Here is a 22,680-nt window from a genome sequence, read left to right as displayed (position 1 = left end):
CGCGTCGTCATGAACCGCTGCCGCTGCCTCGCCTCATTGACGAATCGTTGACAATTGCAGGGGCGTACCGGATTCAAAAACGCGTTGCGCAGGCTCGCCTGGACGGCGCGCAGCCCGGAGGGTTCAAGGCAGGACTCACGTCGCCGCAATCCCAGGCCCGCTTCGGTACGAACGAACCGGTCGCGGGCGTACTGCCGCCGGACGGCCTGCTGCAACCGGATGCGACGATTCGACTGAGCGAACTGCGCGGTCTCAACATCGAAACCGAAGTTGCCTTGCGCATCGGCACACCGATCCGCGCACACGTGAAAGATGTCGCTGAACTGAAGCGACACATCGACGGCGTCGCACCGGCCATCGAACTGCCCGACCTTCACTACGTCTCCACCGCGCAACCCGCAGCGCTCGACATCATCGCGACCAACGTCGCCGCCGCGGCCTACATCGTCGGCGATTTCAGATCACCCGCGACGCGCGATCCGAACGACGCGGCGCCGCGGCTCGTCTGCAACGGCAAGGAACTCAACTCGGGCCTCGCGCGCGATGCACTCGGGGATCAATGGGAAGCGGCCCGCTGGCTCGTGAACACGATGCTGCAGCAGGGATGGCCGATCGAAACGGGTCAGATCCTGCTGACGGGCGCGCTGGGGCGAATGATTCCCGCGGCGGCCGGCGACTGCAGCGCCGACTACGGCACCTGGGGCACAATCGGCTTCCACGTTGTGCAGTAGTCGTGCGGCCCTGCGCCTCTTGCCGCGCCGCCGTCGCTTTCAGTGAGAGTGACTTCCATGACAACCCTCGACAGCCTCTACGACGATCATCTGCAGACCCTGCGCGCGCGCACGGATGATGCGCTCGCTGCCTGCGGCTTCGATTCGCTCGCGATTCACTCCGGCCGGTTGTGGATGCAGTTCCTCGACGATCAGCCGTATCCGTTCAAGGTCAATCCGCATTTCAAATCCTGGGTGCCTCTGCTCGATGCGCCGGACTGCTGGATTCTCTACGAACCTGCCAGGCCCATCCGGCTGCTGTTCCTGCAGCCGGACGACTACTGGCACAAGACGCCGGCGATGCCGCGCGAATACTGGGCTTCGCGTTTCGAGATCATCGTGATGCGCGAGGCCACCGAGGCACGCGCGCATCTCATGCGCCTGCCGAACTGTGCATTGATCGGCGAGTGGCAAGCCGAATACACCGAATGGGGTATCGCCGCCGGCAATCCGAACACGCTGCTCGATCGCCTCCACTACCATCGCGCGATCAAGACGCCTTACGAACTCGAATGCATGCGCCAGGCCTCGCTGCGCGGCGCGCGAGGGCACAAAGCGGCCGAAGCAGCATTTCGCGCTGGCGCGTCGGAGTTCGGGATTCACGTGGAATATCTGCGGGCCACGCAGCACGACGAAGCGAGCCTGCCCTACCCCAACATCATCGCGCTGAACGAGCACGCGGCGGTGCTGCACTACCAGCATCAGGAACGTCAGGCGCCTGCGGCGCGGCGGTCGTTTCTCATCGACGCCGGCAGCGAGGTCGCCGGTTATGCAAGCGACATTACGCGCACGTATTCGGCCGGGAGGGACGATTTCCAGGCGCTGATCGACGGCATGGACCGGCTGCAGCTCGAACTGTGCAATGAAGTTCGCTCAGGCACCGACTACGCAAACATCCACCTGAGCGCGCATCGCCGGATCGCCGGCCTGCTGCGGGATGCGGATGTGATCAACGCGAGTGCCGAAGAGGCGCTGGCCTCGGGATTGTCAGCGGTGTTTTTTCCGCACGGCATCGGCCACCTGCTGGGCCTGCAGGTTCACGACGTCTCGGGCTTTACGATCAACATCGAAGGCAAGCAGAAAGCGCGACCGCCGGGCCATCCTCATCTGCGGCTGACTCGCACGCTCGAACCCGGCTTCGTCGTCACGATCGAGCCGGGCCTTTACTTCATCGAGTCGCTGCTCGCGGCGGCGCGCAAGGCGCCATACGCAGGCAACATCAACTGGAAACAGGTCGAACGGCTCAAGCCCTGTGGCGGCATCCGCATCGAAGACGATGTCGCCTGCACGCAAGGCGAGCCGGAGAACCTGACGAGGGCAGCGTTCAGGCAGATCGCCTGAACGCCGCCCGCCTGATCCCCTAGCGCTTCTCTTTCAACAGATCCCGGATCTCTTCCAGCAGCACTTCCTGGCGCGGCGGAGCTGCCGGTGCCGCAGGAGCCGCTTCTGCGGTGCGACGCAGACGATTGATCAGCTTCACCAGCAGGAAAATCGCGAAGGCCACGATGGCGAAATCGAACACCGCCTGCAGGAACACGCCGTAACGGATCGTGACTGCATCGGCGCCCTCGGTGAGGGCCGGCAGCGTGACAGCCAGCTTGGTGAAGTCCACTCCACCGATCAGATAACCCAGGGGCGGCGTCACCACATCGCTCACCAGCGAACTGACGATCTTGCCGAAGGCCGCGCCGATGATGATACCGACGGCCATATCGACGACATTGCCCTTGACGGCGAATTCACGGAATTCTTTTAAGACGCTCATGCGAGGGACTCCTGAAGGAAAAAACTGCTGTCGAGGTCGAGTCTGTCGCATGACTCCGCGTCTGGCTAGTAGCCCGGCGGCCCGTCCTCACGTCAACCGGTTCAGGCCGTTGTAGGCCGCGACGCGATAGGCCTCGGCCATGGTCGGATAGTTGAATGTCGTATTCGTGAAATAACGGATGTTGTTGAGTTCGGGGCTGGCCATGACGGTCTGCCCGATGTGCACGATCTCGGATGCACCGTCGCCGAAGCAGTGCACGCCCAGCACGGCCAGCGTCTCGGCATGGAAGATGATCTTGAGCATGCCGACGCGCTCATCCGTCATCTGCGCGCGGGCCAGGTTCTTGAACGCGCAGTGACCGACTTCGTAAGGCACTTTGCCTTCCTGCAGTTCGCGCTCGGTTTTTCCGATCGAGGAAATCTCCGGGATGGTGTAGATCCCGCTCGGCACCATCTCCAGCCGGTGTTCGGGAATCGACGGATCCAGGATGTGCTGCACGGCGTGCGAGCCCTGCACGTAGGCGGCGCTCGCGAGCGCCGGCGGACCGGCGATGTCGCCGACCGCATAGATGTGCGGTATCGCAGTCTGGTAGTGAGCGTTGACGGCGATCTGTCCGCGCGAATTCGCCGTGAGCCCGACGCGATCGAGATGCAGATGCCGGGAGTTGCCGGTTCGGCCGTTGGCCCACAGCAGCAGGTCGGATTTGATCTTGCGTCCCGACTCCAGATGCAGCACGACATCGCGTTCACGCGCTTCCAGCGCCTTGAACTGCTCGTTGTGACGGATGACGCAGCCCTGCTCGCGCAGGTGATATGAAAGTGCTTCCGCAATCTCGTCGTCGAGAAACGAAAGCAGCCGCTCGTGCGTGTTGACCAGCGTGACCTTGGCACCGAGGTTGATGAAGATCGATGCGTACTCGCAGCCGATGACGCCGGCACCGTAGATCGTCACTGCGAAAGGATGCGCGGGATAACGCAGGATCGAATCGCTGTCGCGGATGTGTTCGTGGGTGAAATCGACTTCCGGCGGATGGTAGGGCCGCGAACCGGCCGCAATGATGATGTGGCGGCCGGAGATCCTCTGCGCCTTGCCTGTCGATGGCTGGATCTCGATCGCATGATCGTCGATGAACGACGCCTCGCCGCCGAAAATCGGCACCCGGTTGCGCTCGTAAAAGCGATGGCGGCTCGCGACCTGCGACTCCACCACCTTGGTGGCCGTGGCAAGCAACTGGGGATACGTCAACGGCGTATCGGCGTGGAATTCCCTCAATAGCGGATTGCGGCGCAGGTCGTGCAGTATCTTCACCGCATGGCGCAGTGCCTTGCTGGGAATCGTGCCCCAGTGCGTACAACCGCCGCCGACTTCGAAATGCCGCTCGATCAGTGCCACCGTCCTGTGATTTTTCGCGGCCATCATCGCCGCGCCTTCGCCTGCGGGACCGCTGCCTATGACGACGACATCGAACTGTTCCATGACTGGCTTCTTGAACCTGCTTGCGATGACGGACTGCAGCAGCGACATGGGATCTGCACTGTATCGCATCGCAGAAGAAAGAAGCTCCGTGCCCGCCGAGCTTTCTGCGTTGCAAAATCAAGCGTACCGAACCGAGGCGGCCATATCGGCGTCAGTTGTGTTGCTTTTTCGCTAAATCCCTTTCTCTTCCTAGTAGGACTCAGTAACCTTCTCGCCACGTTGCGAGCGCACTGGTATGTAACCTAACTCCACCGGTGCGTCCGTCACGCAGAACTTGTAGACCTCGATCAATGCAAGGGGGATTCATGTCAGAAGCAAGTGTCACTCTGCGCCGGGCCATCGGTGTCGCTCTCGCGGCCGCCGTCACGGCGACCAGTCTGCCGGTCTCTGCTGAAGAAACCGGCAGCGGCGAAGGACGCAGTATCGAAACCATCATCGTCACCGCACAGAAGCGCGAACAGAATCTGCAGGACGTTCCCATCGTCGTTACGGCCGTCTCCGGGCAACTGCTGCAGGACAGCGGCGTGAAGGACATCAAGGACCTCACCATCGTGGCCCCCGGCCTGACCGTGACGTCGACCTCCAGCGAAGCGAGCACCACGGCGCGAATCCGCGGCATCGGCACCGTGGGCGACAACCCTGGACTGGAATCGTCCGTCGGCGTCGTGATCGACGGTATCTACCGTCCGCGCAACGGCGTGGCGTTCGGCGATCTCGGCGAACTCGAGCGCATCGAAGTCCTCAAAGGCCCGCAAGGCACGCTCTTCGGCAAGAACACGTCGGCAGGCGTGATCAACGTCGTCACCAGGAAGCCCTCCTTCGACTTCGGTTCGGACGTCGAACTGACGGGCGGCAACTACGGAATCATGGAAGGAGCCGCTTCGATCACCGGCGGATTCAACGAAGTGCTGGCGGGACGACTGTTCGTCGCATCGCGCCAACGCGACGGTTATCTCGACGTCGTGAGGGGCGCTGGTCCGCGCACCGAAGACGAGGACTACGACCGTGACATGAAGACGGCTCGCGGCCAGCTACTGTTCAAACCCTCCGAGGATCTCGAAGTCCGCTTTACCGGCGACTACACGCAGCGCGAGGAAAACTGCTGCGCCGGCGTCCCGACGTTCAATGGCGCGACGGTCGCCGCAGTCAATGCGCTCGGGGGCGGTGCCGGCACACAGAATCCGCCGGACCCCTTCAATCGCACGGCGTTCATGAATCGCAACACGCATCAGGATACGAAGGACGTGGGCGCTTCCATGGAGATCAACTGGGACACGGGCGCCCTCGGCGGCGCCACACTCAGCTCCGTCACCGGCTGGCGCGACTGGGACTTCGTCAACGGCCAGGACGTGGACTACACGGCGGTGGACATCTGGTACCGCGAATCGGACGGCAATCATGCCGCCGAATTCAAGCAGCTCAGCCAGGAATTCCGGCTGGCCGGCGAGACGGATCGCATCAACTGGATGGTGGGTGCGTTCTACGCGGACGAGCAGCTGGATTCGAAGCAGCAGCTGCAGTTCGGTTCGATGTACCGCAACTACCAGATCGCACTGACCACCAGTCCGACCACGGGCACGTCGCCGCTCAGCGGACTACTGCCGGCGAATGGCTATCCGCTGGGACTCGGTCAACGCGATGTCCACGAGCAGGATTCGACGTCCTGGGCACTGTTCACCAACAACAACATCCGCTTCACGGATGCGCTGGAACTGACCCTGGGACTGCGCTACACCAATGAATCGAAGGACCTGGACACGCAGTACCGAAACACTCACGCAGGCACGGGCTGCGCGACGGTGCGCGCTGGCCTGCCGACCCTCAACGCTCAGCTCATCGGCGCCGGCGTTCCCGCTGACACGATCAATGCCATCAATCGCGTTGCAGTCGGCATTGGCTGCGCGGCCGTCGCTGATCCGATCTACAACAATCTGGACAACTCGCAGTCGATCGACGAAAGCGAATGGAGCGGTACTGCCAAGCTCTCTTATCGCTTCACCGATGAGGCGATGGCGTATGCCTCGTTTGCCCGCGGCTACAAGGCGGGGGGCTTCAATCTGGATCGCGTACGTACCGGCGATGCCGCGCTGCCGCCGACTGCGGCAGGCGGCGTGGGTGCGAGCCTCGATACGTCCTTCGACAAGGAACTGGTGGATTCCTACGAAGTCGGCCTGAAGACGCAGTGGCTCAACAACACGCTGCTGTTGAACGCCACGGTGTTCTATCAGGACTACACGGACTTCCAGCTCAACACCTTCGACGGCGTGCAGTTCCTCGTGACGTCGCTGGACACGGTCACCTCCGAAGGCGTGGATCTCGATGTCGTGTGGTACACGCCGCTGGAACAGTTGAGCTTCCAGGGCGGCGTCACCTATGCGAAGACCGAGATCGACGATCCGGCCGCTCTTGCGAATCCGGGACTGTTCAGCCAGGCCCGCGAGAACGACCGGCTGTCGTTCGCACCGGAATGGTCGGCAAGCCTGTCGGCGACCTTCGATCAGCCGATCGGTTCGGCGTTCGTGTGGCGTACCAACATCGGCGCGAAGTACATGTCGGAATACAACACCGGCTCCAATCTTGCGCCCCAGAAGATGCAGGATGGGTACACCGTGGTTAACGCTCGAACGGGCTTCGGCGCCGAGGACGAACGCTGGATGATCGAAGCCTGGGCCCAGAACCTGACCGACGAGGAGTACTACCAGGTCGTGTTCGATGCGCCGCTGCAGACCGGCAGCTACGACGCGTTTCTGGGAGCACCGCGCACGTACGGACTGACCGCCCGCTTCAAATTCTGATTCGAACGGTTACGGTATGAGCTATGGGGCGGCCTGGCAACGGGCCGCCCCTTTTCTTTCGTCCTGATGCGCAACTTCGCTACCATCGGCCCATGAAATCCGTGCCTGCGCTGGCTCTGCTTCTGGGCTTCCTCGCGTCTCCGGCTCACGCCGAATGGCTGGAACGCATCGAAGACGGAATCATGGGTACGCGGATCGTCGTCGAACTGTGGACCGCCGACCGCGACAAGGGGAATGCGGACATCGATGCCGTGATCGCCGAAATGCGCCGTGTCGATCAGGACATGAGCACCTACAAGCCCACGAGCGAAGTCTCGAAGGTCAATGCTGAAGCGGCGAAAGGCCCGGTCAAGATCAGCGACGAACTGTTCGATCTGCTGACGCAGGCGCTTGAGTACTCGCGTCTCACCGAGGGCGCCTTCGACATCACGTACGCCAGCGTCGGCTACCTGTACGACTTCCGCAATCATGTGAAACCCGATGACGGCGCGATTGCCAGGGCATTGCCCGGAGTCGACTATCGTCACGTGGTTCTCGACGCCAGGGCCCGCACCGTCCGTTTCATGCGTGACGGCATGCGCATCGATCTTGGCGGCATCGGCAAGGGTCACGCCGTGGATCGCGGCATTCACATCCTGCAGGAGCGCGGCGTCTCGCACGCGCTGGTCACTGCGGGCGGCGACAGCCGCATCATCGGCGACCGTTTCGGCAACCCGTGGGTGGTGGGTATCCGTCATCCCGATCGCAGGAATGAAGTCATCGCGCGTATCCCGCTCGAGGACGCGGCGATCTCAACATCGGGAGATTACGAACGCTACTTCGACGAAAACGGCGTGCGTTACCACCACATCATCGACCCGCACACGGGAAAGTCCGCAAGCAAGGTGCGCAGCGCAACGATCATCGGCCCGACGGCGACCCGCACCGATGGGCTTTCCAAGACAGCGTTCGTGCTGGGGGCGGAGAAAGCCATCGAGATCTACAACCGGCTCGAAGGCATCGATGCCATCGTCGTCAAGCCCGACGGGCAGGTGCTCTATACCAAGGGACTCGAGGCACCCGCGACGCCTCACTAGCAGTACGCGGACAGCGGGTTCCAGAAACAAAAAGGCCGGGCATGTGCCCGGCCTTTTTATTGGATCATCGAAGCCCGATTACTTTGCGGACTTCTTCTTGGCTGCTGCCTTCTTCTTCGGCGCCGCAGCCTTCTTGTGAGCCTTGGTGGTCTCGGCCTTCTTGGCCTTCACTTCCGCCTTCTTGGCGGCCTTGGCCTTCTTCTCGGCCTTCTCTTCCGCCGATGCCGTCGACTTCTTCTTCAGCGAAGTCTTCTTGGCAGCGGCCTTCTTCGGCGCAGCCTTCTTGGCGGTCTCGCCCGATTCCTCACCGGCCGGGGCCGCAGCTTCTTCCGCCACCGCTTCCGGCTGATCGAGCAGCTGCATCAACGCCATCGGGGCTGCATCACCGGCACGAACGTCCATGCGCAGGATGCGGGTATAGCCGCCCGGGCGCGTCTTGAAACGCGGACCGAGGTTCTCGAACAGCTTCACGACGACTTCGGCGTCGCGCAACTGCGCGAAAGCACGGCGGCGATTTGCATCGCTGTCGTCCTTGCCGAGAGTGATCAGCGGCTCGACGACGCGGCGCAGTTCCTTGGCCTTCGGCAGGGTCGTGCGAATGGTTTCATGACGCAGCAGCGACGCTGCCATGTTGCGAAGCATGGCGGCGCGGTGCGAAGCGTTGCGGCTGAGCTGCCGGCCGGAAAGTTGGTGACGCATTGTTCTTCAGTGCTCGTGAACGTTTGATCTGCGGCTACGCCGCACTCAGGCCAGCGACTGACTTACGTCGCCGGCAGCTTCTTCAAATCACATCCCGCTCGTCGTCGCGCTTGAGGCTGATCGGCGGCCAGTTGTCGAGCCGCATGCCGAGCGACAGACCGTGGCTTTCCAGGACTTCCTTGATCTCGGTGAGCGACTTCTTGCCCAGGTTCGGCGTGCGCAGCAGCTCGACTTCGGTGCGCTGCACGAGATCGCCGATGTAGTGGATGTTCTCCGCCTTGAGGCAGTTCGCGCTGCGAACCGTGAGTTCGAGTTCGTCCACCGGACGCAGCAGGATCGGATCGAACTGCTGTTCGGCCGTCTTCGACGCGCCCTCGTCCTGGCCCTGCAGATCGACGAACACCGACAGCTGATCCTTCAGGATCGAGCCGGCGCGACGGATGGCTTCTTCCGCGTCGATCGTGCCATTGGTTTCGATGTCGAGAATCAGCTTGTCCAGGTTGGTGCGCTGCTCGACGCGCGCGCTTTCCACGTTGTACGTGACGCGACGGATCGGGCTGAAAGACGCATCGAGCTGCAGACGGCCGATCGGGCCGGACGACTCCTCGAACGTTGCACGCTGGATCGCCGGACGATAGCCGCGACCGCGCTCGACCTTCAGCATCATGTTCAGTTCGCCCGCCTTGGTCAGGTTGGCGATCACCAAGTCGCTGTTCAGCACTTCCACGTCGTGGTCGAGCTGAATGTCACCGGCGGTCACGGGACCCGGGCCCTTCTTGTGCAGACGCAGCTCGGTGGAATCGCGCGCGTTCAGACGGATGGCCACCTGCTTCAGGTTCAGCAGGATGTCGACCACGTCTTCCTGCACGCCTTCGATGCTGGTGTACTCGTGCAGCACGCCATCGATCTCGACTTCGGTGATGGCGCAGCCCGGCATGGACGACAGCAGCACGCGACGCAGCGCGTTGCCCAGCGTATGACCGAAACCACGCTCGAACGGCTCGATCACGACCTTCGCCTGGCGGGCGGTGGTCGGAGTGACTTTGACGACACGAGGCTTCAGGAATTCGCCAACGGATGCCTGCATGGAAAATTTACCTGCTTGTGTGCCGAAACGGCATTAGCGCTCGGACGTGAGCGCAACCAAAAAAACGATCCGGGGACATTCGTCCCCGGAAGAATCCAACATCACTTCGAATACAGTTCGACCACGAGGTTCTCGTTGATCTCCGGCAGGATGTCTTCCCGGTCAGGAAGCTGCTTGAACGTGCCGGTGAACTTCTTCTCGTCGACTTCGACCCATTCGGGGAAGCCGACCTGCGACTTGATCTGCAGCGCCGACTGGATGCGCAGCTGCTTCTGTGCCTTCTCGCGGATCGAAACCACATCGCCCGCCTTGCACTGGTACGACGCGATACTGACCACTTCGCCGTTCACGTTGACGGCCTTGTGGCTGACCAGCTGACGCGCTTCGGAACGGGTCGCGGCAAAGCCCATGCGGTAGACGACGTTGTCCAGACGCGCTTCGAGCATCTGCAGGAGCGTCGAACCCGTGGCGCCCGGACGACCGGAAGCCTTGATGTAGTAGTTGCGGAACTGTCTTTCAAGGACGCCGTACATGCGACGCAGCTTCTGCTTCTCGCGCAGCTGCACGCCGTAGTCGGACAGGCGCGACTTGCGCTCGCCCTTGATGCCGCCCGGCGGCACTTCGAGCTTGCACTTCGACTCGAGCGACTTGACGCCGCTCTTCAGGAACAAGTCCGTGCCTTCGCGGCGCGACAACTTGCACTTCGGACCCAGATAACGTGCCATGAAAATTCCTCGCCGCGGCTATTCGCGGGCAATCAGACGCGACGCTTCTTCGGCGGACGGCACCCGTTGTGCGGGATCGGCGTCACGTCAGAAATATTGGTGACCTTGAGGCCGCAGGCATTCAGCGCGCGGACGGCGGATTCGCGCCCCGGGCCGGGACCCGTCACGCGCACTTCGACCGTCTTGAGACCATGTTCCTGAGCGGCCGTGCCAGCCTTCTCGGCGGCAACCTGCGCGGCATACGGCGTGCTCTTGCGCGAACCGCGGAATCCGCAGCCACCCGACGTCGCCCACGACAGCGCATTGCCCTGCCGGTCGGTGATCGTGATGATCGTGTTGTTGAAGGACGCGTGCACGTGCGCAATGCCGTCGGTCACGTGCTTCTTGACCTTCTTGCGGCCCTTGCTCGCGCCAGCGGCCGCCTGTTGCTTCTGCTCAGCCATGTTGCCTCATCGAACCTGAATTGCTGCTCTCAACCCTTCTGGCCAGCGGCCAGTCGCCAGCAGCCAGTTGCCCCGGTTACGCCTTGCCCGGAGGCGCGTTCATCTTCACGGCGGCCTTGCGCGGACCCTTGCGGGTACGGGCGTTGGTGCGCGTGCGCTGACCGCGCAGCGGCAGACCGCGGCGATGACGGATGCCGCGATAGCAGCCGAGGTCCATCAATCGCTTGATGTTCATGGAGACTTCGCGGCGCAGGTCGCCTTCGACCGTCAGCTTGCCGACCTGGGAGCGCAGGGCTGCAACTTCCGCGTCCGTCAGATCCTTGACGAGCGTGTTCCGCTTCACTCCGGCGGCATCGCAAGCCTTGAGGGCCTGCGTCTTGCCGACGCCATAGATGTGAGTCAATCCAACCCACACGTGCTTGTTCATCGGTATGTTGATACCGGCGATACGGGCCATTGCCTACTCTCTCTTCCGCGAAGAAAAGCGCGGAACTTTAAACTAAAAAACCCTGCAACTCAATGCTTTAAGAGGTATCAGCCCTGACGCTGCTTGTGGCGGGCGTCGGAGCAGATCACGTACACCACCCGGCGGCGGCGGACGACCTTGCAGTTCTTGCAGATCTTTTTGACGGAAGCGCGAACCTTCATGACAACTCTCCAAGATCCCGCGAACGGGAATCGGGCCTGGACCGGTCAGGTCTGACCTGGGCGGCCGTAGCCACGCAGGTTGGCCTTCTTCATCAGGCCCTCGTACTGGTGCGACATGAGATGGGCCGCCACCTGGGCCTGAAAATCCATGATCACCACCACCATGATCAGCAGCGACGTACCACCGAAGTAGAACGGCACGCTGAACTTCGAAATCAGAAACTCGGGCAGCAAGCAGACGATCGTCACGTACAGCGCGCCCCAGACGGTCAGCCGCGTCAGCACCTTGTCGATGTACTCGCCGGTCTGCTGGCCCGGGCGAATCCCCGGAATGAAGGCGCCCGACTTCTTCAGGTTCTCCGCCGTCTCGCGCGAGTTGAACACCAGCGCGGTGTAGAAGAAGCAGAAGAAAATGATCAGGGTACCGTACAGCAGCATGTGCGCCGGCTGGCCAGGGCCCAGGGCCGCCGAAACATTCTGCAGCCAGGTCCATCCCTGCGACGTGCCGGACCAGCTGGCGATGGTCGCGGGAAACAGCAGCAGGCTCGACGCGAAAATCGGCGGGATCACGCCCGACATGTTCAGCTTGAACGGCAGGTGCGTGCTCTGTCCCGCGTACAGCTTCCGTCCCTGCTGGCGCTTCGCATAGTTCACCTGGATGCGACGCTGGCCGCGCTCCACGAACACGACGAACGCCGTCACCGCGATCACCATGCCGAACAGGATCAGCGCGAACGCCGGATTCAACTCGCCGGTGCGCACCAGTTCGAGCGTGCCGGCCACGGCAGCAGGCAATCCCGCGACGATGCCGGCCAGGATGATCATCGAAATGCCGTTGCCCAGGCCACGCTCGGTGATCTGCTCGCCGAGCCACATGAGGAACATCGTGCCTGCGATCAGGGTAATCGTGGCCACGAACACGAACTGCGGGCCTGCAGAAATGACAACACCCTGATTCTGCAGCGCGATCGCCGCAGACGAACCCTGCACCGCCGCCAGCAGCACGGTGCCATAGCGGGTGTACTGGGTCAGCTTGCGACGACCGGACTCGCCTTCCTTCTTGATCGCAGCCAGCGACGGCACAACGACAGCCATCATCTGGATGATGATCGACGCCGAAATGTACGGCATGACCCCCAGCGCGAAGATCGACAAACGCTCGATCGCGCCGCCGGAGAACATGTTCACCATGCTCAGGATCGTGCCCTGCTGCGATTCGAAGAATCGCGCCAGGGCGACGGGATCGACGCCCGGCACCGGAATGAACGTTCCGATGCGGTACACGATCAGCGCGCCCAGCAAGAAGAACAACCGCTGGCGCAACTCTGCGAAGCGGGTCATCTCGCCAAAGGCGGAGAGCGGTGATGCGGTGGCGGATTTGGTGGCCACTGGTTCTCTGGTGATTCAGTTAGTAACTAATCGACCAACGATCAGGCTTCGACCTTGCCGCCAGCCGCTTCGATCGCAGCCTTCGCGCCCTTGGTCAGGTGAATGCCCTTGACGGTCACAGCCTTGGCAAACTCGCCCGAGGCGACGATGCGGGCACGAAGCGCCTGTGCATGAACGAGATTCGCTGCCTTCAGCGCATCGAGGTCCACCACCGTGCCTTCGAGCTTCGCCAGTTCCGACAGACGCACTTCAGCGACGGTCGGCTTGATCTTCGAACGGAAACCCGTCTTCGGCAGACGGCGCTGCAGGGGCATCTGACCGCCTTCGAAGCCGACCTTGTGGTAGCCGCCCTTGCGAGCGCGCTGACCCTTGACGCCACGACCGCAGGTCTTGCCCTGGCCGGCGGACGCACCGCGGCCGACGCGCAGCCGCGTCTTCTTGCTGCCGGGAGCGGGAGAGATGGTGTTCAGTTTCATGAGATTCAATCCCAGTCAGGCGATCGAGCCCAGGCTCAGACCGCTTCTTCCACTTTCAGCATGTGGCCCGAGGCGCGGATCATGCCGCGGGTCTCAGGCGTGTCAGCGACGATCGCGGTGTCGCGGATCTTGCGCAGGCCGAGACCACGCACGGTGGCGCGGTGCGACTTGAGCTGTCCGAACACGCTCTTGATCAGCGTCACTTTGATCGACTTCGGTTTCGCGTTGGCCATGACTTCAATCCAGTCGGGTCACTTCGGGGCTCAGGCGCCCAGGATGTCTTCGACGCGCTTGCCGCGCTTCGCTGCAATGTCTTCCGGCGACTGAATGCTGGTCAGTGCCTTGAACGTAGCGCGCACGACGTTGATCGGGTTGCGCGAGCCGTAGCTCTTTGCCAGCACGTTGCGAACGCCGGCGCACTCGAACACGGCGCGCATGCCGCCACCGGCGATGAGGCCGGTACCGTCAGCGGCGGGCTGCATGTACACGCGGGTCGTGCCGTGAGCACCCTTCAGCGCGTAGTGCAGCGTCGCATTCTTCAGCGCAACGTTGGCGAGGTTCTTGCGGGCTGCCTGCATGGCCTTCTGGATGGCGACCGGCACTTCGCGCGCCTTGCCGTATCCGAAGCCGACCTTGCCGCGACCGTCGCCGACCACCGTCAGGGCCGTGAAGCCGAACTGACGGCCGCCCTTTACGACCTTGGCGACGCGGTTCACTGCAACGAGCTTCTCGATGTACTCGTCGGTTGCAGCTGTTTTTTCAACTCTGGCCATTAGCTATTCCTCGGAGAGCTCTTAGAACTCAAGCCCGTTTTCGCGCGCCGCATCGGCCAATGCCTTGATGCGACCGTGATACTTGTAACCGGAACGATCGAACGCGACCTGCTTGATGCCGGCGGCCTTCGCTTTCTCGGCGATCGCCTTGCCCACTGCAGCGGCAGCCGTGACGTTGCCGGTGCCCTTCAGATCGCTGCGCAGGTCCTTCTGGACCGTCGAAGCAACCGCCAGCACCTTCGAATCGACGTCGAGGATCTGCGCGTAGATGTGCTGCGACGTGCGATGCACAGACAGACGCAGCGCCTTCAGCTCGCGGATCTTGGCGCGTGCACGGGCGGCACGACGCAAACGCTGGGCATTCTTGTTCATCACTCGTTACTCGTATCTCGTGTGTACCTGAAGTGAAGCGATTACTTCTTCTTCGCTTCCTTCAGCTCGATCTTCTCGCCGCTATAGCGCACGCCCTTGCCCTTGTAGGGTTCCGGCGGGCGGAACGCGCGAATGTCGGCGGCCACCTGACCCACCTTCTGCACATCCGTTCCCTTGATCAGGATCTCGGTCTGGCTCGGGGTTTCGATCGTGATGCCTTCGGGCGACTCGTAAACCACGGGGTGCGAGAAGCCCAGCGTCAGGTTCAGGTTCTTGCCCTGCGCCTGGGCGCGGTAACCGACGCCGACCAGTTCCAGCTTGCGCTCGTAACCCTTGCTCACACCTTCGACGATGTTGGCAAGGTGAGCGCGAGTCGAACCGGCGACCATGTCGGCTTCGCGGCTGTCGTTGGCCTTTTCGACCTTCAGCGCGTCGGCATCCTGGACGATCTTCACGTACTTGTTGTTGATCGCCAGCGACAACGAGCCCTTCGCGCCTTTGACGGCAATCGAATCGGGGCTGATGGTGGCGGTCACGCCCTTCGGCAGGGCAACCGGCTGTTTTGCTACTCGCGACATGTGCGCACCTTAGGAAACGATGCAGAGCACTTCGCCGCCGTGACCGGCAGCGCGGGCTTGGGCGTCCGTCATCACGCCCTGCGAAGTCGACACGATGGCAACGCCGAGTCCGCCGAGAATCGTCGGCAGCTCGTCCTTGCCCTTGTAGACGCGCAGGCCGGGACGGCTGACACGCTCGAGGCGGTCGATCACCGGGCGGCCCTGGTAATACTTCAGCTGCACGGCAAGCGTCGGCTTGCCTTCATGCACGCTCGAAGAGAAGTCTTCAATGTAGCCTTCGTCCTTCAGCACTTTCGCGATCGCAAGCTTCAGCTTGGACGTCGGCGCGGCGATCTCGGGCTTACCCGAGGACTGGCCGTTGCGAATGCGGGTCAGGAAATCGGCAATGGGATCCGTCATGCTCATGTGGTGCTCCAGTGGTACCAGCTGTTACCAGCTGGCCAGCCCGAGGCCCGGAATTTCGCCGCGCAGAGTCGCCTCACGCAGCTTGGTACGGCCAAGACCGAACTTGCGGTAGTAACCGCGAGGACGGCCGGTGATCTGACAACGGTTACGCAGACGCGACTTGCTCGAATCGCGCGGCAGCGCCTGCAGCTGTGCAACCGCGGCTTCGCGCTCGGCGGGCGAGGACGTCGGTTTGCGAATGATTTCTTTCAGACGCGCACGCTTCGCGGCGTAGCGCTTCACGAGCTTCGCACGCTTCTCTTCGCGATTGACCATCGATGTCTTGGCCATGAGATTCGCCTGTCGCCTACTAAGTTACTTGCGGAACGGGAAATTGAACGCTTCGAGCAGCGCGCGACCGGTCTTGTCGTCGGGCGCCGTCGTCGTGATCGTGATGTCCATGCCACGGATGGCGTCGATCTGGTCGTACGCGATCTCCGGGAAAATGATCTGTTCCTTGACGCCGAAGTTGTAGTTGCCCTGGCCGTCGAAGGAACGCGCGCTCACGCCGCGGAAGTCGCGGATACGCGGCATCGCGATGTTCACGAGGCGGTCCAGGAACTCATACATGCGCGCGCCGCGCAGCGTGACCTTGGCGCCGATCGCGAGGCCATCGCGCAGCTTGAAGGTCGCAACGGACTTGCGCGACTTCGTGACCAGCGGCTTCTGCCCGGTGATCTTGGTCAGATCGGCCACGGCATTGTCCATGATCTTCTTGTCGGCGACCGCCTCGCCCACACCCATGTTGACCGTGATCTTGGTGATCTTCGGTACCTGCATGATGTTCGCGACACCCAGGCTCTTCTGGAGCTCGGGCACCACTTTTTCGCGGTAATACTGCTGAAGTCTGGCCATAAAAAATCCGACTGTTCGTTACGACTCGGGCGACGCCTCAGGCGTCGACTACTTCCTTGTTCGACTTGAAGAAGCGGACCTTGCGACCGTCTGCGAGCGTACGCACGCCGACGCGATCACCCTTCTTCGTCACGGGGTTCCACAGCGCCACGTTCGAAATGTCGATCGCGGATTCCTTCTCCACGATGCCGCCCTGCACGTTGCGCTGCGGGTTCGGCTTCGTGTGCCGCTTCACCATGTTCACGCTCTCGACGACAACCTTGCCTTCGAGAACCTTGATGACGGTGCCACGACGGCCCTTGTCACGGCCTGCCGTCACGACGACTTCGTCACCCTTGCGAATCTTGTTCATACGTAAACCCTTGGCTTACTCAGCTCACAGCACTTCGGGCGCGAGCGAAATGATCTTCATGAACTGCGACGTGCGCAGTTCGCGCGTCACCGGCCCGAAGATGCGGGTGCCGATCGGCTCCAGCTTCGGGTTCAGCAGCACGGCGGCGTTGCCGTCGAAGCGGATCATCGAACCATCGGGACGGCGCACGCCGAACCTGGTACGCACGACGACGGCGTCGTAGACCTCGCCCTTCTTCACCTTGCCGCGCGGAATCGCATCGCGGACGCTGACCTTGATGACATCGCCGACCGTCGCATAGCGACGCTTCGAACCACCCAGCACCTTGATGCACATCAGGCTGCGGGCGCCGCTGTTGTCGGCGGCATTGAGCAACGTTTGCATCTGGATCATGGCGTTGCTTCTCCTGCGGTCTGGTTCGCACGGCTGATGACGCGCACCAGGCGGAAACTCTTGCGGCGCGACAGCGGCCGGCACTCCTGGATCGCAACGACATCGCCTTCGCGGCTTTCGTTGTTCTCGTCGTGAGCCAGCAACTTGGTGCTGCGGCGGATGTACTTGCCGTAGCGGGGATGCGGCTCGAAACGTTCGACGACCACCGCAATGGTCTTCTGCATCTTGTTGCTGACGACCTTGCCCGTGATGGTCTTTGCGACCTTCTCGGCGGCAGGCGCTTCCGCCGGCTTCGTTTGCTTGCTCATGCTCACTTACCCTTCGCAGCGCGACGCTGCTCGGCCTGGACCGTCTTCAGGCGCGCGATGTTGCGACGAACCTTGCTGAACTGGTCCGGCTTCGCGGTCTGGCCGGTTGCCCGGGCCATGCGCAGATTGAATTGTTCGCGGCGCAGATCCAGCAGCTCTTTCTGCAGTTCTGTGGCCGACTTGGTACGGAGTTCTTTCGCGCTCATATCGATTCCTGATCAACGCACCTGGCGCGTGACGAACTGGGTATCGACCGACAGCTTCGACGCAGCGAGGCGGAATGCTTCGCGGGCGATCGCTTCGGTCACGCCTTCCATCTCGAACAGCACCTTGCCGGGTTTCACTTTCGCAACGTAGTACTCGACGTTGCCCTTGCCGCTGCCCATTCGGACTTCGAGAGGCTTCTTCGAGATCGGCAGGTCGGGGAACACGCGCACCCAGATCTGGCCGCCACGCTTCACGTAACGGGTCATCGCACGACGCGCCGCTTCGAGTTCGCGCGCAGTCATGCGGGCACGGCTGGTCGCCTTCAGGCCGAAATCACCGAAGGCCACGTAGTTGCCGCCCTGCGCGAGGCCGGCATTGCGGCCCTTGAACGCCTTGCGGTACTTGGTTCGTTTTGGTTGCATCATGATCGTTTACTCGGCTGACGGACCTTCTCAGGCCGTCGCTTCCGTCGGTGCTGCTGCCTGGGCGTCGCCGGCTTCCGCAGGCGCTTCGTGCTGGCTGAACACTTCGCCCTTGAAGATCCATACCTTCACGCCGATGATGCCGTACGTCGTCCTCGCTTCGGCGAAGCCGTAATCGATCTCCGCACGCAGCGTGTGCAGCGGCACGCGGCCTTCACGATACGACTCGGTACGCGCAATTTCCGACCCGTTGAGACGGCCCGAAGCGCGCACCTTCACGCCCAAGGCGCCGATACGCATCGTGTTGGTCACGGCGCGCTTCATGGCGCGACGGAACATCACGCGACGCTCGAGCTGCTGCGCAATGCCGTCGGCGACGAGCTGCGCATCAAGTTCCGGCTTGCGGATCTCGGCAATGTTGATGCGGACGTCGACCGTCGGCATCTTCATGATCTTCGCGACTTCGCCGCGCAGCTTCTCGATGTCCTCGCCCTTCTTGCCGATCACGATGCCCGGACGTGCCGTGTGGATCGTGATGTTGACCTTGCGCGCCGCGCGCTCGATCTGAACGCGGCTGACAGAAGCTTCGACCAGCTTCTTCTTCAGGAACTCGCGCACCAGATGGTCGGTGTACACGTGCGAGGGGAAGTTCTTGGTATTCGCATACCACTTCGAACTCCAGTCGCGCGTGATGCCGAGGCGAAAACCGATCGGATTGACTTTCTGACCCATAGTGAGCTCGCCTGCCGTTATTCCGCTTTGCCGTCGCCAACGGTCACGATGATGTGACTGTTGCGCTTCCAGATCCGCGTGCCGCGGCCCTTGGCGCGGGCAGCGAACCGCTTCAGCACCGGTGCGGCGTCGATGGTGATCGTCTGCACCTTCAGTTCGTCCACATCCGCGCTCAGGTTGTTCTCGGCGTTCGCGATGGCGGACTCGAGAACCTTGAGCACCAGCTCCGCGCCCTTCTTCGGCGTGAAGCGCAGCGTGTTGAGCGCCTTGCCCACCGGCTCACCGCGGACCATGTCCGCAATCAGACGGCACTTCTGCGGCGAAATGCGCGCGTACTTCAGTTTGGCTGCGACTTGCATAATCAGCCCTTCTTGTCGCCGGAGTGGGACTTGAACGTGCGCGTCGGCGCAAATTCGCCCAGCTTGTGGCCGACCATGTTTTCCGAAACGAGCACCGGGATGTGCTGCCGACCGTTGTGGACGGCAATCGTCAAACCCACCATGTCCGGCAGAATCATCGAGCGGCGCGACCAGGTCTTGATCGGACGACGATCGTTCTTCTCGGCGGCAACACGCACCTTCTTGGCGAGGTGCAGGTCGACGAACGGACCCTTCTTGACTGAACGAGGCACTGTCAGATCCTCAATTAGTTGCGGCGGCGCAGAATCATGCTGGCCGTGCGCTTATTACGGCGCGTCTTCTTGCCCTTGGTATTCCAGCCCCACGGGCTCACCGGGTGCGGATTACCCTGGCCGGACTTACCTTCACCACCACCGTGCGGGTGATCGACCGGGTTCATGACCACGCCACGCACCGTCGGGCGGATACCGCGCCAGCGGATCGCACCGGCCTTGCCGTAGCTGCGCAGGTTGTGCTCGTCGTTCGCGACTTCACCGATGGTGGCACGGCAGTCGATGTGCACTTTGCGCATTTCCGTCGAACGCAGGCGCAGGGTCGCATACGACCCTTCGCGGGCAGCGAGTTGCGCAGAGCCGCCGGCGCTACGCGCAATCTGCGCACCCTTGCCGGGCTTCAGCTCGACGCAGTGAATCGTCGTGCCGATCGGAATGTTGCGAAGCTGCAGCGTGTTGCCCGGCTTGATCGGCGCTTCGGGACCCGAAAGGATCGTGTCGCCGGCAACGACGCCCTTCGGCGCCACGATGTAGCGACGTTCGCCATCGGCATACAGAACCAGCGCAAGATGCGCGGTGCGGTTCGGATCGTATTCGATCCGTTCGACCTTGCCCGGCACGCCGTCCTTGTTGCGCAGGAAGTCGACCAGACGGTACTTCTGCTTGTGGCCGCCGCCCTGGTGACGGACGGTCTGGCGACCGAAGTGGTTACGCGCACCCGTGCGATTCTTGCTGACGACCAGCGACTCTTCCGGGCCGCCCTTGTGCAGGTGCGAGCGCGAAATCGAAACCTGGAAACGCCGGCCCGGCGACGTTGGTTTTGCTTTGATCAAGGCCATGATGACTGATCCTTACTACTCAGCTCAGGCGTCGGCGCCGGAGAGATCGATGCTCTGTCCCGGAGCGAGCCGGACGTAAGCCTTCTTGAAGTCCTGACGCTGGCCGAGACGCTGACCGAAGCGCTTCTTCTTGCCCGCAACGTTCACGACGTTGACGTTCGCTACCTTCACTTCGAACATCAGCTCGACAGCGGCCTTCACTTCCGGCGCGCTCGCATCGCGGCGCACACGGAAAACGAACTGATTCGCCTCGGCAACGCGGGCGCTCTTTTCAGACACGTGCGGCCCGAGCAGCACGGACATCAATCTTTCCTGACTCATGCGAGCCTCTCTTCGAGCAGACGTACCGCACCGACGGTAGCAACGACGTTCTTGTGGCGCGCCAGGCTGACCGGATCGACCGCGCTCACCGGCAGCACGTTGACGTACGGCAGGTTGCGCGACGCGAGATCCAGCTTCTCGTCATGCGCTTCGACCAGTACCAGCACGTCATCGCCCACGCCGAGATCCTTCAACTGCGACACGAGCAACTTGGTCTTCGGCGCTTCGAGTTCGAGGCCGTTCACGACCGACAGGCGTTCCTGGCGGGCGAGCTCCGACAGCATGACCTGCAGCGCAGCGCGGTACATCTTGCGATTGACCTTCTGCGAGTAGTCGCGTGGACGGGCAGCGAATGCCTTGCCGCCGCCGACCCAGATCGGGCTGCGGATCGAGCCGGCGCGGGCCTGGCCCGTGCCCTTCTGGCCCCACGGCTTCTTGCCGCCGCCGCTGACTTCGGCGCGCGACTTCTGGCGCTTCGTGCCGGCACGGCCGGCGTTCATGTAGGCCACGACGACCTGATGAACGAGCGACTCGTTGTATTCACGCGCAAACGTCTCGTCCGACACCTGGACTTCCGACTGCGCACCCTTGCTGACGAGCTTGAGTTTCATGGCGGATTACTTCTTGGCCGGAGCGGCTGCCTTCGGATTGACAGGCTTACGCTTGCGATTGGCCTGCGACGCAGCCTTCACGGACGGACGGACGATGACCTCACCGCCCGGAGCGCCCGGAACGGCACCGCGGATCAGGAGCAGGTTGCGCTCCGCATCGACGCGAACGACCTGGAGGTTCTCGATGGTGCGACGCTGCACGCCCATATGGCCGGACATGCGCTTGCCCTTGAACACGCGGCCCGGGGTCTGACGCTGGCCGATGGAGCCCGGCGAACGGTGCGACACGGACACGCCGTGGGTCGCAGGCAGACCGCCGAAGTTGTGACGCTTCATCGTGCCGGCAAAGCCCTTGCCGATCGTGGTGCCCGTGACGTCGACGATCTGGCCGACCTGGAAGAGATCGACTTTCACTTCCGAACCCGCAACGAGGTCAGCACCCTGACCTTCGGAGAGGCGGAATTCGACGAGGGAGCTGCCCGGAGCAACTTTGACCTTGGCGTAGTGACCCGCCTGAGCCTTGCTCAGATGGGACGCCTTGCGGTTGCCGAAAGCGACCTGGACGGCGCGATAGCCATCGACTTCGGGCGTGCGAACCTGCGTCACGCGGTTCGGCAGAGCCTCGATCACGGTCACCGGTACGGCTTCACCCGCGTCATTGAAAACGCGAGTCATACCGGCCTTACGACCGACCAGACCTACGGTTCTGGTAGCGCTCATCGTAATGTCCTCTTGTTCCTGTGCGCTCCGGCTGCGATTGGCCGGGGCGGCAAACTCAAAAACGTCTCTCTGACCGCGGCGTTGAACGTTGCCAACGCCAAACAAACCGGTCAGCGCCATCCCATAGGGATCCAGGCACTTGATTTAGATAAGGTTTCCACGGAGAGGCCGACCGGAGTTCCGGTCATGCCGCTCGAGCGGTACCCCGTCAGGGCCAGGCCTCGGCGCAAAAGAGGCGCGAATTATAGTCACGTCGAGCGGCTTTGCAAGCTCGACGTGTCCCCGCGACGGCGGGGACACAACATATTTCCGATATCTACGAAGCTGGATTCCTGGATGCCCGCCTGCAGCGGGCATTACGCTCAATTCAGCTTGATCTGCACGTCCACGCCGGCGGGCAGTTCGAGCTTCATCAGCGCATCCACGGTCTTGTCCGTGGGATTCAGGATGTCCATGAGGCGCTTGTGGGTGCGCAGTTCGTACTGATCCCGGGCGTCCTTGTCGCCGTGCGGAGCAGCCAGGACCGTGAAGCGCTCCATCTTGGTCGGCAGCGGCACCGGACCACGAACCGTGGCACCCGTGCGCTTGGCCGTTTCCACGATTTCGCGCGCGGAATTGTCGATCAGCCTGTGGTCGAAGGCCTTCAGGTTGATGCGGATGTTCTGGTTCGCCATGTCTGTCTCTTCGCTACCTAGTTGTGCGGGCGATGAGATTCACTCATCGCCTCATCACGAATTGATTACTTCAGGATCTTCGCCACGACGCCGGCGCCG

General features: G+C 62.4%; 33 protein-coding genes and 1 pseudogene. 4 read left to right on the top strand and 30 right to left on the bottom strand.

From position 1 onward, the window contains the following. Nucleotides 1–47 precede the first annotated feature (47 nt). Together V7D81_RS15415 and pepQ are read left to right on the top strand one after the other, a co-directional pair. Nucleotides 48–731, top strand: a complete 684-nt coding sequence (locus tag V7D81_RS15415) for a 2-keto-4-pentenoate hydratase (protein ID WP_324317812.1) — start codon at nt 48–50, stop codon at nt 729–731. 57 nt (nt 732–788) lie between these two features. Then, the gene (gene pepQ / locus V7D81_RS15410; RefSeq protein ID WP_324317810.1) at nt 789–2,111 is read left to right on the top strand and encodes a Xaa-Pro dipeptidase; all 1,323 of its coding nucleotides are present in this window, start codon (nt 789–791) and stop codon (nt 2,109–2,111) included. 19 nt (nt 2,112–2,130) lie between these two features. Here pepQ and mscL read toward each other — a convergent pair whose 3' ends face one another. Both mscL and sthA read right to left on the bottom strand, forming a co-directional pair. Beyond that, the gene (mscL, locus tag V7D81_RS15405) at nt 2,131–2,535 is read right to left on the bottom strand and encodes a large-conductance mechanosensitive channel protein MscL (RefSeq protein WP_324317808.1); all 405 of its coding nucleotides are present in this window, start codon (nt 2,533–2,535) and stop codon (nt 2,131–2,133) included. 87 nt (nt 2,536–2,622) lie between these two features. Beyond that, nucleotides 2,623–4,011 (bottom strand): Si-specific NAD(P)(+) transhydrogenase, encoded by a 1,389-nt coding sequence (gene sthA / locus V7D81_RS15400; protein WP_324317846.1) that lies wholly within the window; start codon nt 4,009–4,011, stop codon nt 2,623–2,625. Between the two features lie 305 nt (nt 4,012–4,316). On the opposite strand from sthA, the gene V7D81_RS15395 reads away from it, so the two are divergent. Together V7D81_RS15395 and V7D81_RS15390 are read left to right on the top strand one after the other, a co-directional pair. Beyond that, on the top strand, nt 4,317–6,806 hold the full coding sequence (locus V7D81_RS15395; protein ID WP_324317806.1) for a TonB-dependent receptor: 2,490 nt from the start codon (nt 4,317–4,319) through the stop codon (nt 6,804–6,806). A gap of 92 nt (nt 6,807–6,898) precedes the next feature. Beyond that, nucleotides 6,899–7,882: an FAD:protein FMN transferase gene (locus V7D81_RS15390; protein ID WP_324317804.1), complete on the top strand. Its 984-nt coding sequence runs from the start codon at nt 6,899–6,901 to the stop codon at nt 7,880–7,882. Between the two features lie 318 nt (nt 7,883–8,200). Here V7D81_RS15390 and rplQ read toward each other — a convergent pair. The 28 genes and pseudogenes from rplQ to rpsJ form a co-directional block, all read right to left on the bottom strand. Continuing rightward, nucleotides 8,201–8,581: pseudogene (gene rplQ / locus V7D81_RS15385) on the bottom strand (50S ribosomal protein L17); the annotation flags it as partial. Nucleotides 8,582–8,663: 82 nt separating this feature from the next. Next, nucleotides 8,664–9,668 (bottom strand): DNA-directed RNA polymerase subunit alpha, encoded by a 1,005-nt coding sequence (locus tag V7D81_RS15380; protein WP_324317802.1) that lies wholly within the window; start codon nt 9,666–9,668, stop codon nt 8,664–8,666. A 101-nt stretch (nt 9,669–9,769) separates the two neighbouring features. Next, nucleotides 9,770–10,393: a 30S ribosomal protein S4 gene (gene rpsD, locus V7D81_RS15375; protein WP_324317800.1), complete on the bottom strand. Its 624-nt coding sequence runs from the start codon at nt 10,391–10,393 to the stop codon at nt 9,770–9,772. Nucleotides 10,394–10,425: 32 nt separating this feature from the next. Next, nucleotides 10,426–10,836, bottom strand: coding sequence for a 30S ribosomal protein S11 (gene rpsK, locus V7D81_RS15370; RefSeq protein ID WP_324317798.1), 411 nt, complete (start codon nt 10,834–10,836; stop codon nt 10,426–10,428). Nucleotides 10,837–10,912: 76 nt separating this feature from the next. After that, nucleotides 10,913–11,293: a 30S ribosomal protein S13 gene (rpsM, locus tag V7D81_RS15365; protein ID WP_324317796.1), complete on the bottom strand. Its 381-nt coding sequence runs from the start codon at nt 11,291–11,293 to the stop codon at nt 10,913–10,915. Between the two features lie 77 nt (nt 11,294–11,370). Beyond that, complete coding sequence (gene rpmJ / locus V7D81_RS15360) at nt 11,371–11,484, bottom strand: 50S ribosomal protein L36 (protein WP_116808875.1); 114 nt, start codon at nt 11,482–11,484, stop codon at nt 11,371–11,373. A 45-nt stretch (nt 11,485–11,529) separates the two neighbouring features. Beyond that, nucleotides 11,530–12,825: a preprotein translocase subunit SecY gene (secY, locus tag V7D81_RS15355; RefSeq protein WP_324317844.1), complete on the bottom strand. Its 1,296-nt coding sequence runs from the start codon at nt 12,823–12,825 to the stop codon at nt 11,530–11,532. Nucleotides 12,826–12,914: 89 nt separating this feature from the next. Then, the gene (gene rplO, locus V7D81_RS15350; protein ID WP_324317791.1) at nt 12,915–13,349 is read right to left on the bottom strand and encodes a 50S ribosomal protein L15; all 435 of its coding nucleotides are present in this window, start codon (nt 13,347–13,349) and stop codon (nt 12,915–12,917) included. A 35-nt stretch (nt 13,350–13,384) separates the two neighbouring features. Beyond that, nucleotides 13,385–13,582, bottom strand: coding sequence for a 50S ribosomal protein L30 (gene rpmD, locus V7D81_RS15345; RefSeq protein ID WP_324317789.1), 198 nt, complete (start codon nt 13,580–13,582; stop codon nt 13,385–13,387). 30 nt (nt 13,583–13,612) lie between these two features. Then, on the bottom strand, nt 13,613–14,122 hold the full coding sequence (gene rpsE / locus V7D81_RS15340; protein WP_324317787.1) for a 30S ribosomal protein S5: 510 nt from the start codon (nt 14,120–14,122) through the stop codon (nt 13,613–13,615). A 21-nt stretch (nt 14,123–14,143) separates the two neighbouring features. Next, the gene (gene rplR / locus V7D81_RS15335; protein ID WP_324317785.1) at nt 14,144–14,494 is read right to left on the bottom strand and encodes a 50S ribosomal protein L18; all 351 of its coding nucleotides are present in this window, start codon (nt 14,492–14,494) and stop codon (nt 14,144–14,146) included. Nucleotides 14,495–14,535: 41 nt separating this feature from the next. Further along, a complete protein-coding gene (gene rplF, locus V7D81_RS15330; RefSeq protein ID WP_324317783.1) occupies nt 14,536–15,072 on the bottom strand; it encodes a 50S ribosomal protein L6 in 537 nt (178 codons plus the stop codon). A 9-nt stretch (nt 15,073–15,081) separates the two neighbouring features. Further along, nucleotides 15,082–15,477 carry a 30S ribosomal protein S8 gene (rpsH, locus tag V7D81_RS15325; RefSeq protein WP_324317781.1) on the bottom strand — a complete coding sequence of 132 codons (396 nt, stop codon included), beginning with the start codon at nt 15,475–15,477 and terminating at the stop codon, nt 15,082–15,084. 24 nt (nt 15,478–15,501) lie between these two features. Beyond that, nucleotides 15,502–15,807: a 30S ribosomal protein S14 gene (gene rpsN, locus V7D81_RS15320; RefSeq protein ID WP_324317779.1), complete on the bottom strand. Its 306-nt coding sequence runs from the start codon at nt 15,805–15,807 to the stop codon at nt 15,502–15,504. Between the two features lie 24 nt (nt 15,808–15,831). Then, a complete protein-coding gene (gene rplE, locus V7D81_RS15315; RefSeq protein WP_324317777.1) occupies nt 15,832–16,371 on the bottom strand; it encodes a 50S ribosomal protein L5 in 540 nt (179 codons plus the stop codon). A gap of 37 nt (nt 16,372–16,408) precedes the next feature. Beyond that, on the bottom strand, nt 16,409–16,723 hold the full coding sequence (rplX, locus tag V7D81_RS15310; protein ID WP_324317775.1) for a 50S ribosomal protein L24: 315 nt from the start codon (nt 16,721–16,723) through the stop codon (nt 16,409–16,411). Between the two features lie 24 nt (nt 16,724–16,747). Then, nucleotides 16,748–17,116, bottom strand: a complete 369-nt coding sequence (gene rplN, locus V7D81_RS15305; protein ID WP_324317773.1) for a 50S ribosomal protein L14 — start codon at nt 17,114–17,116, stop codon at nt 16,748–16,750. Continuing rightward, nucleotides 17,113–17,424 (bottom strand): 30S ribosomal protein S17, encoded by a 312-nt coding sequence (gene rpsQ, locus V7D81_RS15300; RefSeq protein WP_324317770.1) that lies wholly within the window; start codon nt 17,422–17,424, stop codon nt 17,113–17,115. The genes rplN and rpsQ overlap by 4 nt, the downstream gene beginning before the upstream one ends. Nucleotides 17,425–17,426: 2 nt before the next feature. After that, complete coding sequence (gene rpmC, locus V7D81_RS15295) at nt 17,427–17,630, bottom strand: 50S ribosomal protein L29 (protein WP_324317768.1); 204 nt, start codon at nt 17,628–17,630, stop codon at nt 17,427–17,429. 12 nt (nt 17,631–17,642) lie between these two features. Next, entirely contained in the window at nt 17,643–18,056 is a 414-nt protein-coding gene (gene rplP, locus V7D81_RS15290) for a 50S ribosomal protein L16 (protein WP_324317766.1), read from the bottom strand. Nucleotides 18,057–18,083: 27 nt separating this feature from the next. Beyond that, nucleotides 18,084–18,785, bottom strand: a complete 702-nt coding sequence (rpsC, locus tag V7D81_RS15285) for a 30S ribosomal protein S3 (RefSeq protein WP_349257668.1) — start codon at nt 18,783–18,785, stop codon at nt 18,084–18,086. A 17-nt stretch (nt 18,786–18,802) separates the two neighbouring features. Further along, entirely contained in the window at nt 18,803–19,144 is a 342-nt protein-coding gene (gene rplV, locus V7D81_RS15280) for a 50S ribosomal protein L22 (RefSeq protein WP_324317765.1), read from the bottom strand. A gap of 2 nt (nt 19,145–19,146) precedes the next feature. After that, the gene (rpsS, locus tag V7D81_RS15275; protein ID WP_324317763.1) at nt 19,147–19,416 is read right to left on the bottom strand and encodes a 30S ribosomal protein S19; all 270 of its coding nucleotides are present in this window, start codon (nt 19,414–19,416) and stop codon (nt 19,147–19,149) included. A gap of 14 nt (nt 19,417–19,430) precedes the next feature. Beyond that, a complete protein-coding gene (rplB, locus tag V7D81_RS15270) occupies nt 19,431–20,255 on the bottom strand; it encodes a 50S ribosomal protein L2 (RefSeq protein ID WP_324317761.1) in 825 nt (274 codons plus the stop codon). 24 nt (nt 20,256–20,279) lie between these two features. Continuing rightward, a complete protein-coding gene (gene rplW / locus V7D81_RS15265) occupies nt 20,280–20,576 on the bottom strand; it encodes a 50S ribosomal protein L23 (protein ID WP_324317759.1) in 297 nt (98 codons plus the stop codon). Further along, nucleotides 20,573–21,187: a 50S ribosomal protein L4 gene (rplD, locus tag V7D81_RS15260; protein WP_324317758.1), complete on the bottom strand. Its 615-nt coding sequence runs from the start codon at nt 21,185–21,187 to the stop codon at nt 20,573–20,575. The genes rplW and rplD overlap by 4 nt, the downstream gene beginning before the upstream one ends. A gap of 6 nt (nt 21,188–21,193) precedes the next feature. Beyond that, nucleotides 21,194–21,907 carry a 50S ribosomal protein L3 gene (gene rplC, locus V7D81_RS15255; RefSeq protein ID WP_324317842.1) on the bottom strand — a complete coding sequence of 238 codons (714 nt, stop codon included), beginning with the start codon at nt 21,905–21,907 and terminating at the stop codon, nt 21,194–21,196. A 362-nt stretch (nt 21,908–22,269) separates the two neighbouring features. Then, nucleotides 22,270–22,581: a 30S ribosomal protein S10 gene (gene rpsJ / locus V7D81_RS15250; RefSeq protein ID WP_324317756.1), complete on the bottom strand. Its 312-nt coding sequence runs from the start codon at nt 22,579–22,581 to the stop codon at nt 22,270–22,272. Nucleotides 22,582–22,680 lie beyond the last annotated feature (99 nt).

The organism is Povalibacter sp. (genome assembly GCF_036735925.1).
Lineage (GTDB): Bacteria > Pseudomonadota > Gammaproteobacteria > Steroidobacterales > Steroidobacteraceae > Steroidobacter.
Note: the sequence above shows the minus strand (reverse complement) of the source record. Positions and strands in the feature narration are given on the sequence as shown.

What these genes read in the sequence shown, in the direction of transcription:
- rplO (WP_324317791.1), bottom strand. Translation starts at nt 13,349, where the DNA reads ATGAAACTGAACACCATCTCTCCCGCTCCCGGCAGCAAGAAGACGCGG.
- rpsN (WP_324317779.1), bottom strand. Translation starts at nt 15,807, where the DNA reads ATGGCCAAGACATCGATGGTCAATCGCGAAGAGAAGCGTGCGAAGCTC.
- rpmJ (WP_116808875.1), bottom strand. Translation starts at nt 11,484, where the DNA reads ATGAAGGTTCGCGCTTCCGTCAAAAAGATCTGCAAGAACTGCAAGGTC.
- mscL (WP_324317808.1), bottom strand. Translation starts at nt 2,535, where the DNA reads ATGAGCGTCTTAAAAGAATTCCGTGAATTCGCCGTCAAGGGCAATGTC.
- rpsJ (WP_324317756.1), bottom strand. Translation starts at nt 22,581, where the DNA reads ATGGCGAACCAGAACATCCGCATCAACCTGAAGGCCTTCGACCACAGG.
- V7D81_RS15390 (WP_324317804.1), top strand. Translation starts at nt 6,899, where the DNA reads ATGAAATCCGTGCCTGCGCTGGCTCTGCTTCTGGGCTTCCTCGCGTCT.
- rpsQ (WP_324317770.1), bottom strand. Translation starts at nt 17,424, where the DNA reads ATGAGCAAGCAAACGAAGCCGGCGGAAGCGCCTGCCGCCGAGAAGGTC.
- rplV (WP_324317765.1), bottom strand. Translation starts at nt 19,144, where the DNA reads ATGCAAGTCGCAGCCAAACTGAAGTACGCGCGCATTTCGCCGCAGAAG.
- rplW (WP_324317759.1), bottom strand. Translation starts at nt 20,576, where the DNA reads ATGAGTCAGGAAAGATTGATGTCCGTGCTGCTCGGGCCGCACGTGTCT.
- rpsC (WP_349257668.1), bottom strand. Translation starts at nt 18,785, where the DNA reads ATGGGTCAGAAAGTCAATCCGATCGGTTTTCGCCTCGGCATCACGCGC.
- sthA (WP_324317846.1), bottom strand. Translation starts at nt 4,011, where the DNA reads ATGGAACAGTTCGATGTCGTCGTCATAGGCAGCGGTCCCGCAGGCGAA.
- rpsK (WP_324317798.1), bottom strand. Translation starts at nt 10,836, where the DNA reads ATGGCTGAGCAGAAGCAACAGGCGGCCGCTGGCGCGAGCAAGGGCCGC.
- rplR (WP_324317785.1), bottom strand. Translation starts at nt 14,494, where the DNA reads ATGAACAAGAATGCCCAGCGTTTGCGTCGTGCCGCCCGTGCACGCGCC.
- rpmC (WP_324317768.1), bottom strand. Translation starts at nt 17,630, where the DNA reads ATGAGCGCGAAAGAACTCCGTACCAAGTCGGCCACAGAACTGCAGAAA.
- secY (WP_324317844.1), bottom strand. Translation starts at nt 12,825, where the DNA reads ATGACCCGCTTCGCAGAGTTGCGCCAGCGGTTGTTCTTCTTGCTGGGC.
- rpsH (WP_324317781.1), bottom strand. Translation starts at nt 15,477, where the DNA reads ATGAGCATGACGGATCCCATTGCCGATTTCCTGACCCGCATTCGCAAC.
- rplP (WP_324317766.1), bottom strand. Translation starts at nt 18,056, where the DNA reads ATGATGCAACCAAAACGAACCAAGTACCGCAAGGCGTTCAAGGGCCGC.
- rpmD (WP_324317789.1), bottom strand. Translation starts at nt 13,582, where the DNA reads ATGGCCAACGCGAAACCGAAGTCGATCAAAGTGACGCTGATCAAGAGC.
- V7D81_RS15395 (WP_324317806.1), top strand. Translation starts at nt 4,317, where the DNA reads ATGTCAGAAGCAAGTGTCACTCTGCGCCGGGCCATCGGTGTCGCTCTC.
- rpsE (WP_324317787.1), bottom strand. Translation starts at nt 14,122, where the DNA reads ATGGCCAGAGTTGAAAAAACAGCTGCAACCGACGAGTACATCGAGAAG.
- rplB (WP_324317761.1), bottom strand. Translation starts at nt 20,255, where the DNA reads ATGGCCTTGATCAAAGCAAAACCAACGTCGCCGGGCCGGCGTTTCCAG.
- rplF (WP_324317783.1), bottom strand. Translation starts at nt 15,072, where the DNA reads ATGTCGCGAGTAGCAAAACAGCCGGTTGCCCTGCCGAAGGGCGTGACC.
- V7D81_RS15380 (WP_324317802.1), bottom strand. Translation starts at nt 9,668, where the DNA reads ATGCAGGCATCCGTTGGCGAATTCCTGAAGCCTCGTGTCGTCAAAGTC.
- rpsD (WP_324317800.1), bottom strand. Translation starts at nt 10,393, where the DNA reads ATGGCACGTTATCTGGGTCCGAAGTGCAAGTTGTCGCGCCGCGAAGGC.
- rplN (WP_324317773.1), bottom strand. Translation starts at nt 17,116, where the DNA reads ATGATCCAGATGCAAACGTTGCTCAATGCCGCCGACAACAGCGGCGCC.
- rpsM (WP_324317796.1), bottom strand. Translation starts at nt 11,293, where the DNA reads ATGGCCCGTATCGCCGGTATCAACATACCGATGAACAAGCACGTGTGG.
- rplE (WP_324317777.1), bottom strand. Translation starts at nt 16,371, where the DNA reads ATGGCCAGACTTCAGCAGTATTACCGCGAAAAAGTGGTGCCCGAGCTC.
- rplC (WP_324317842.1), bottom strand. Translation starts at nt 21,907, where the DNA reads ATGAGCGCTACCAGAACCGTAGGTCTGGTCGGTCGTAAGGCCGGTATG.
- rplX (WP_324317775.1), bottom strand. Translation starts at nt 16,723, where the DNA reads ATGAACAAGATTCGCAAGGGTGACGAAGTCGTCGTGACGGCAGGCCGT.
- rplD (WP_324317758.1), bottom strand. Translation starts at nt 21,187, where the DNA reads ATGAAACTCAAGCTCGTCAGCAAGGGTGCGCAGTCGGAAGTCCAGGTG.
- pepQ (WP_324317810.1), top strand. Translation starts at nt 789, where the DNA reads ATGACAACCCTCGACAGCCTCTACGACGATCATCTGCAGACCCTGCGC.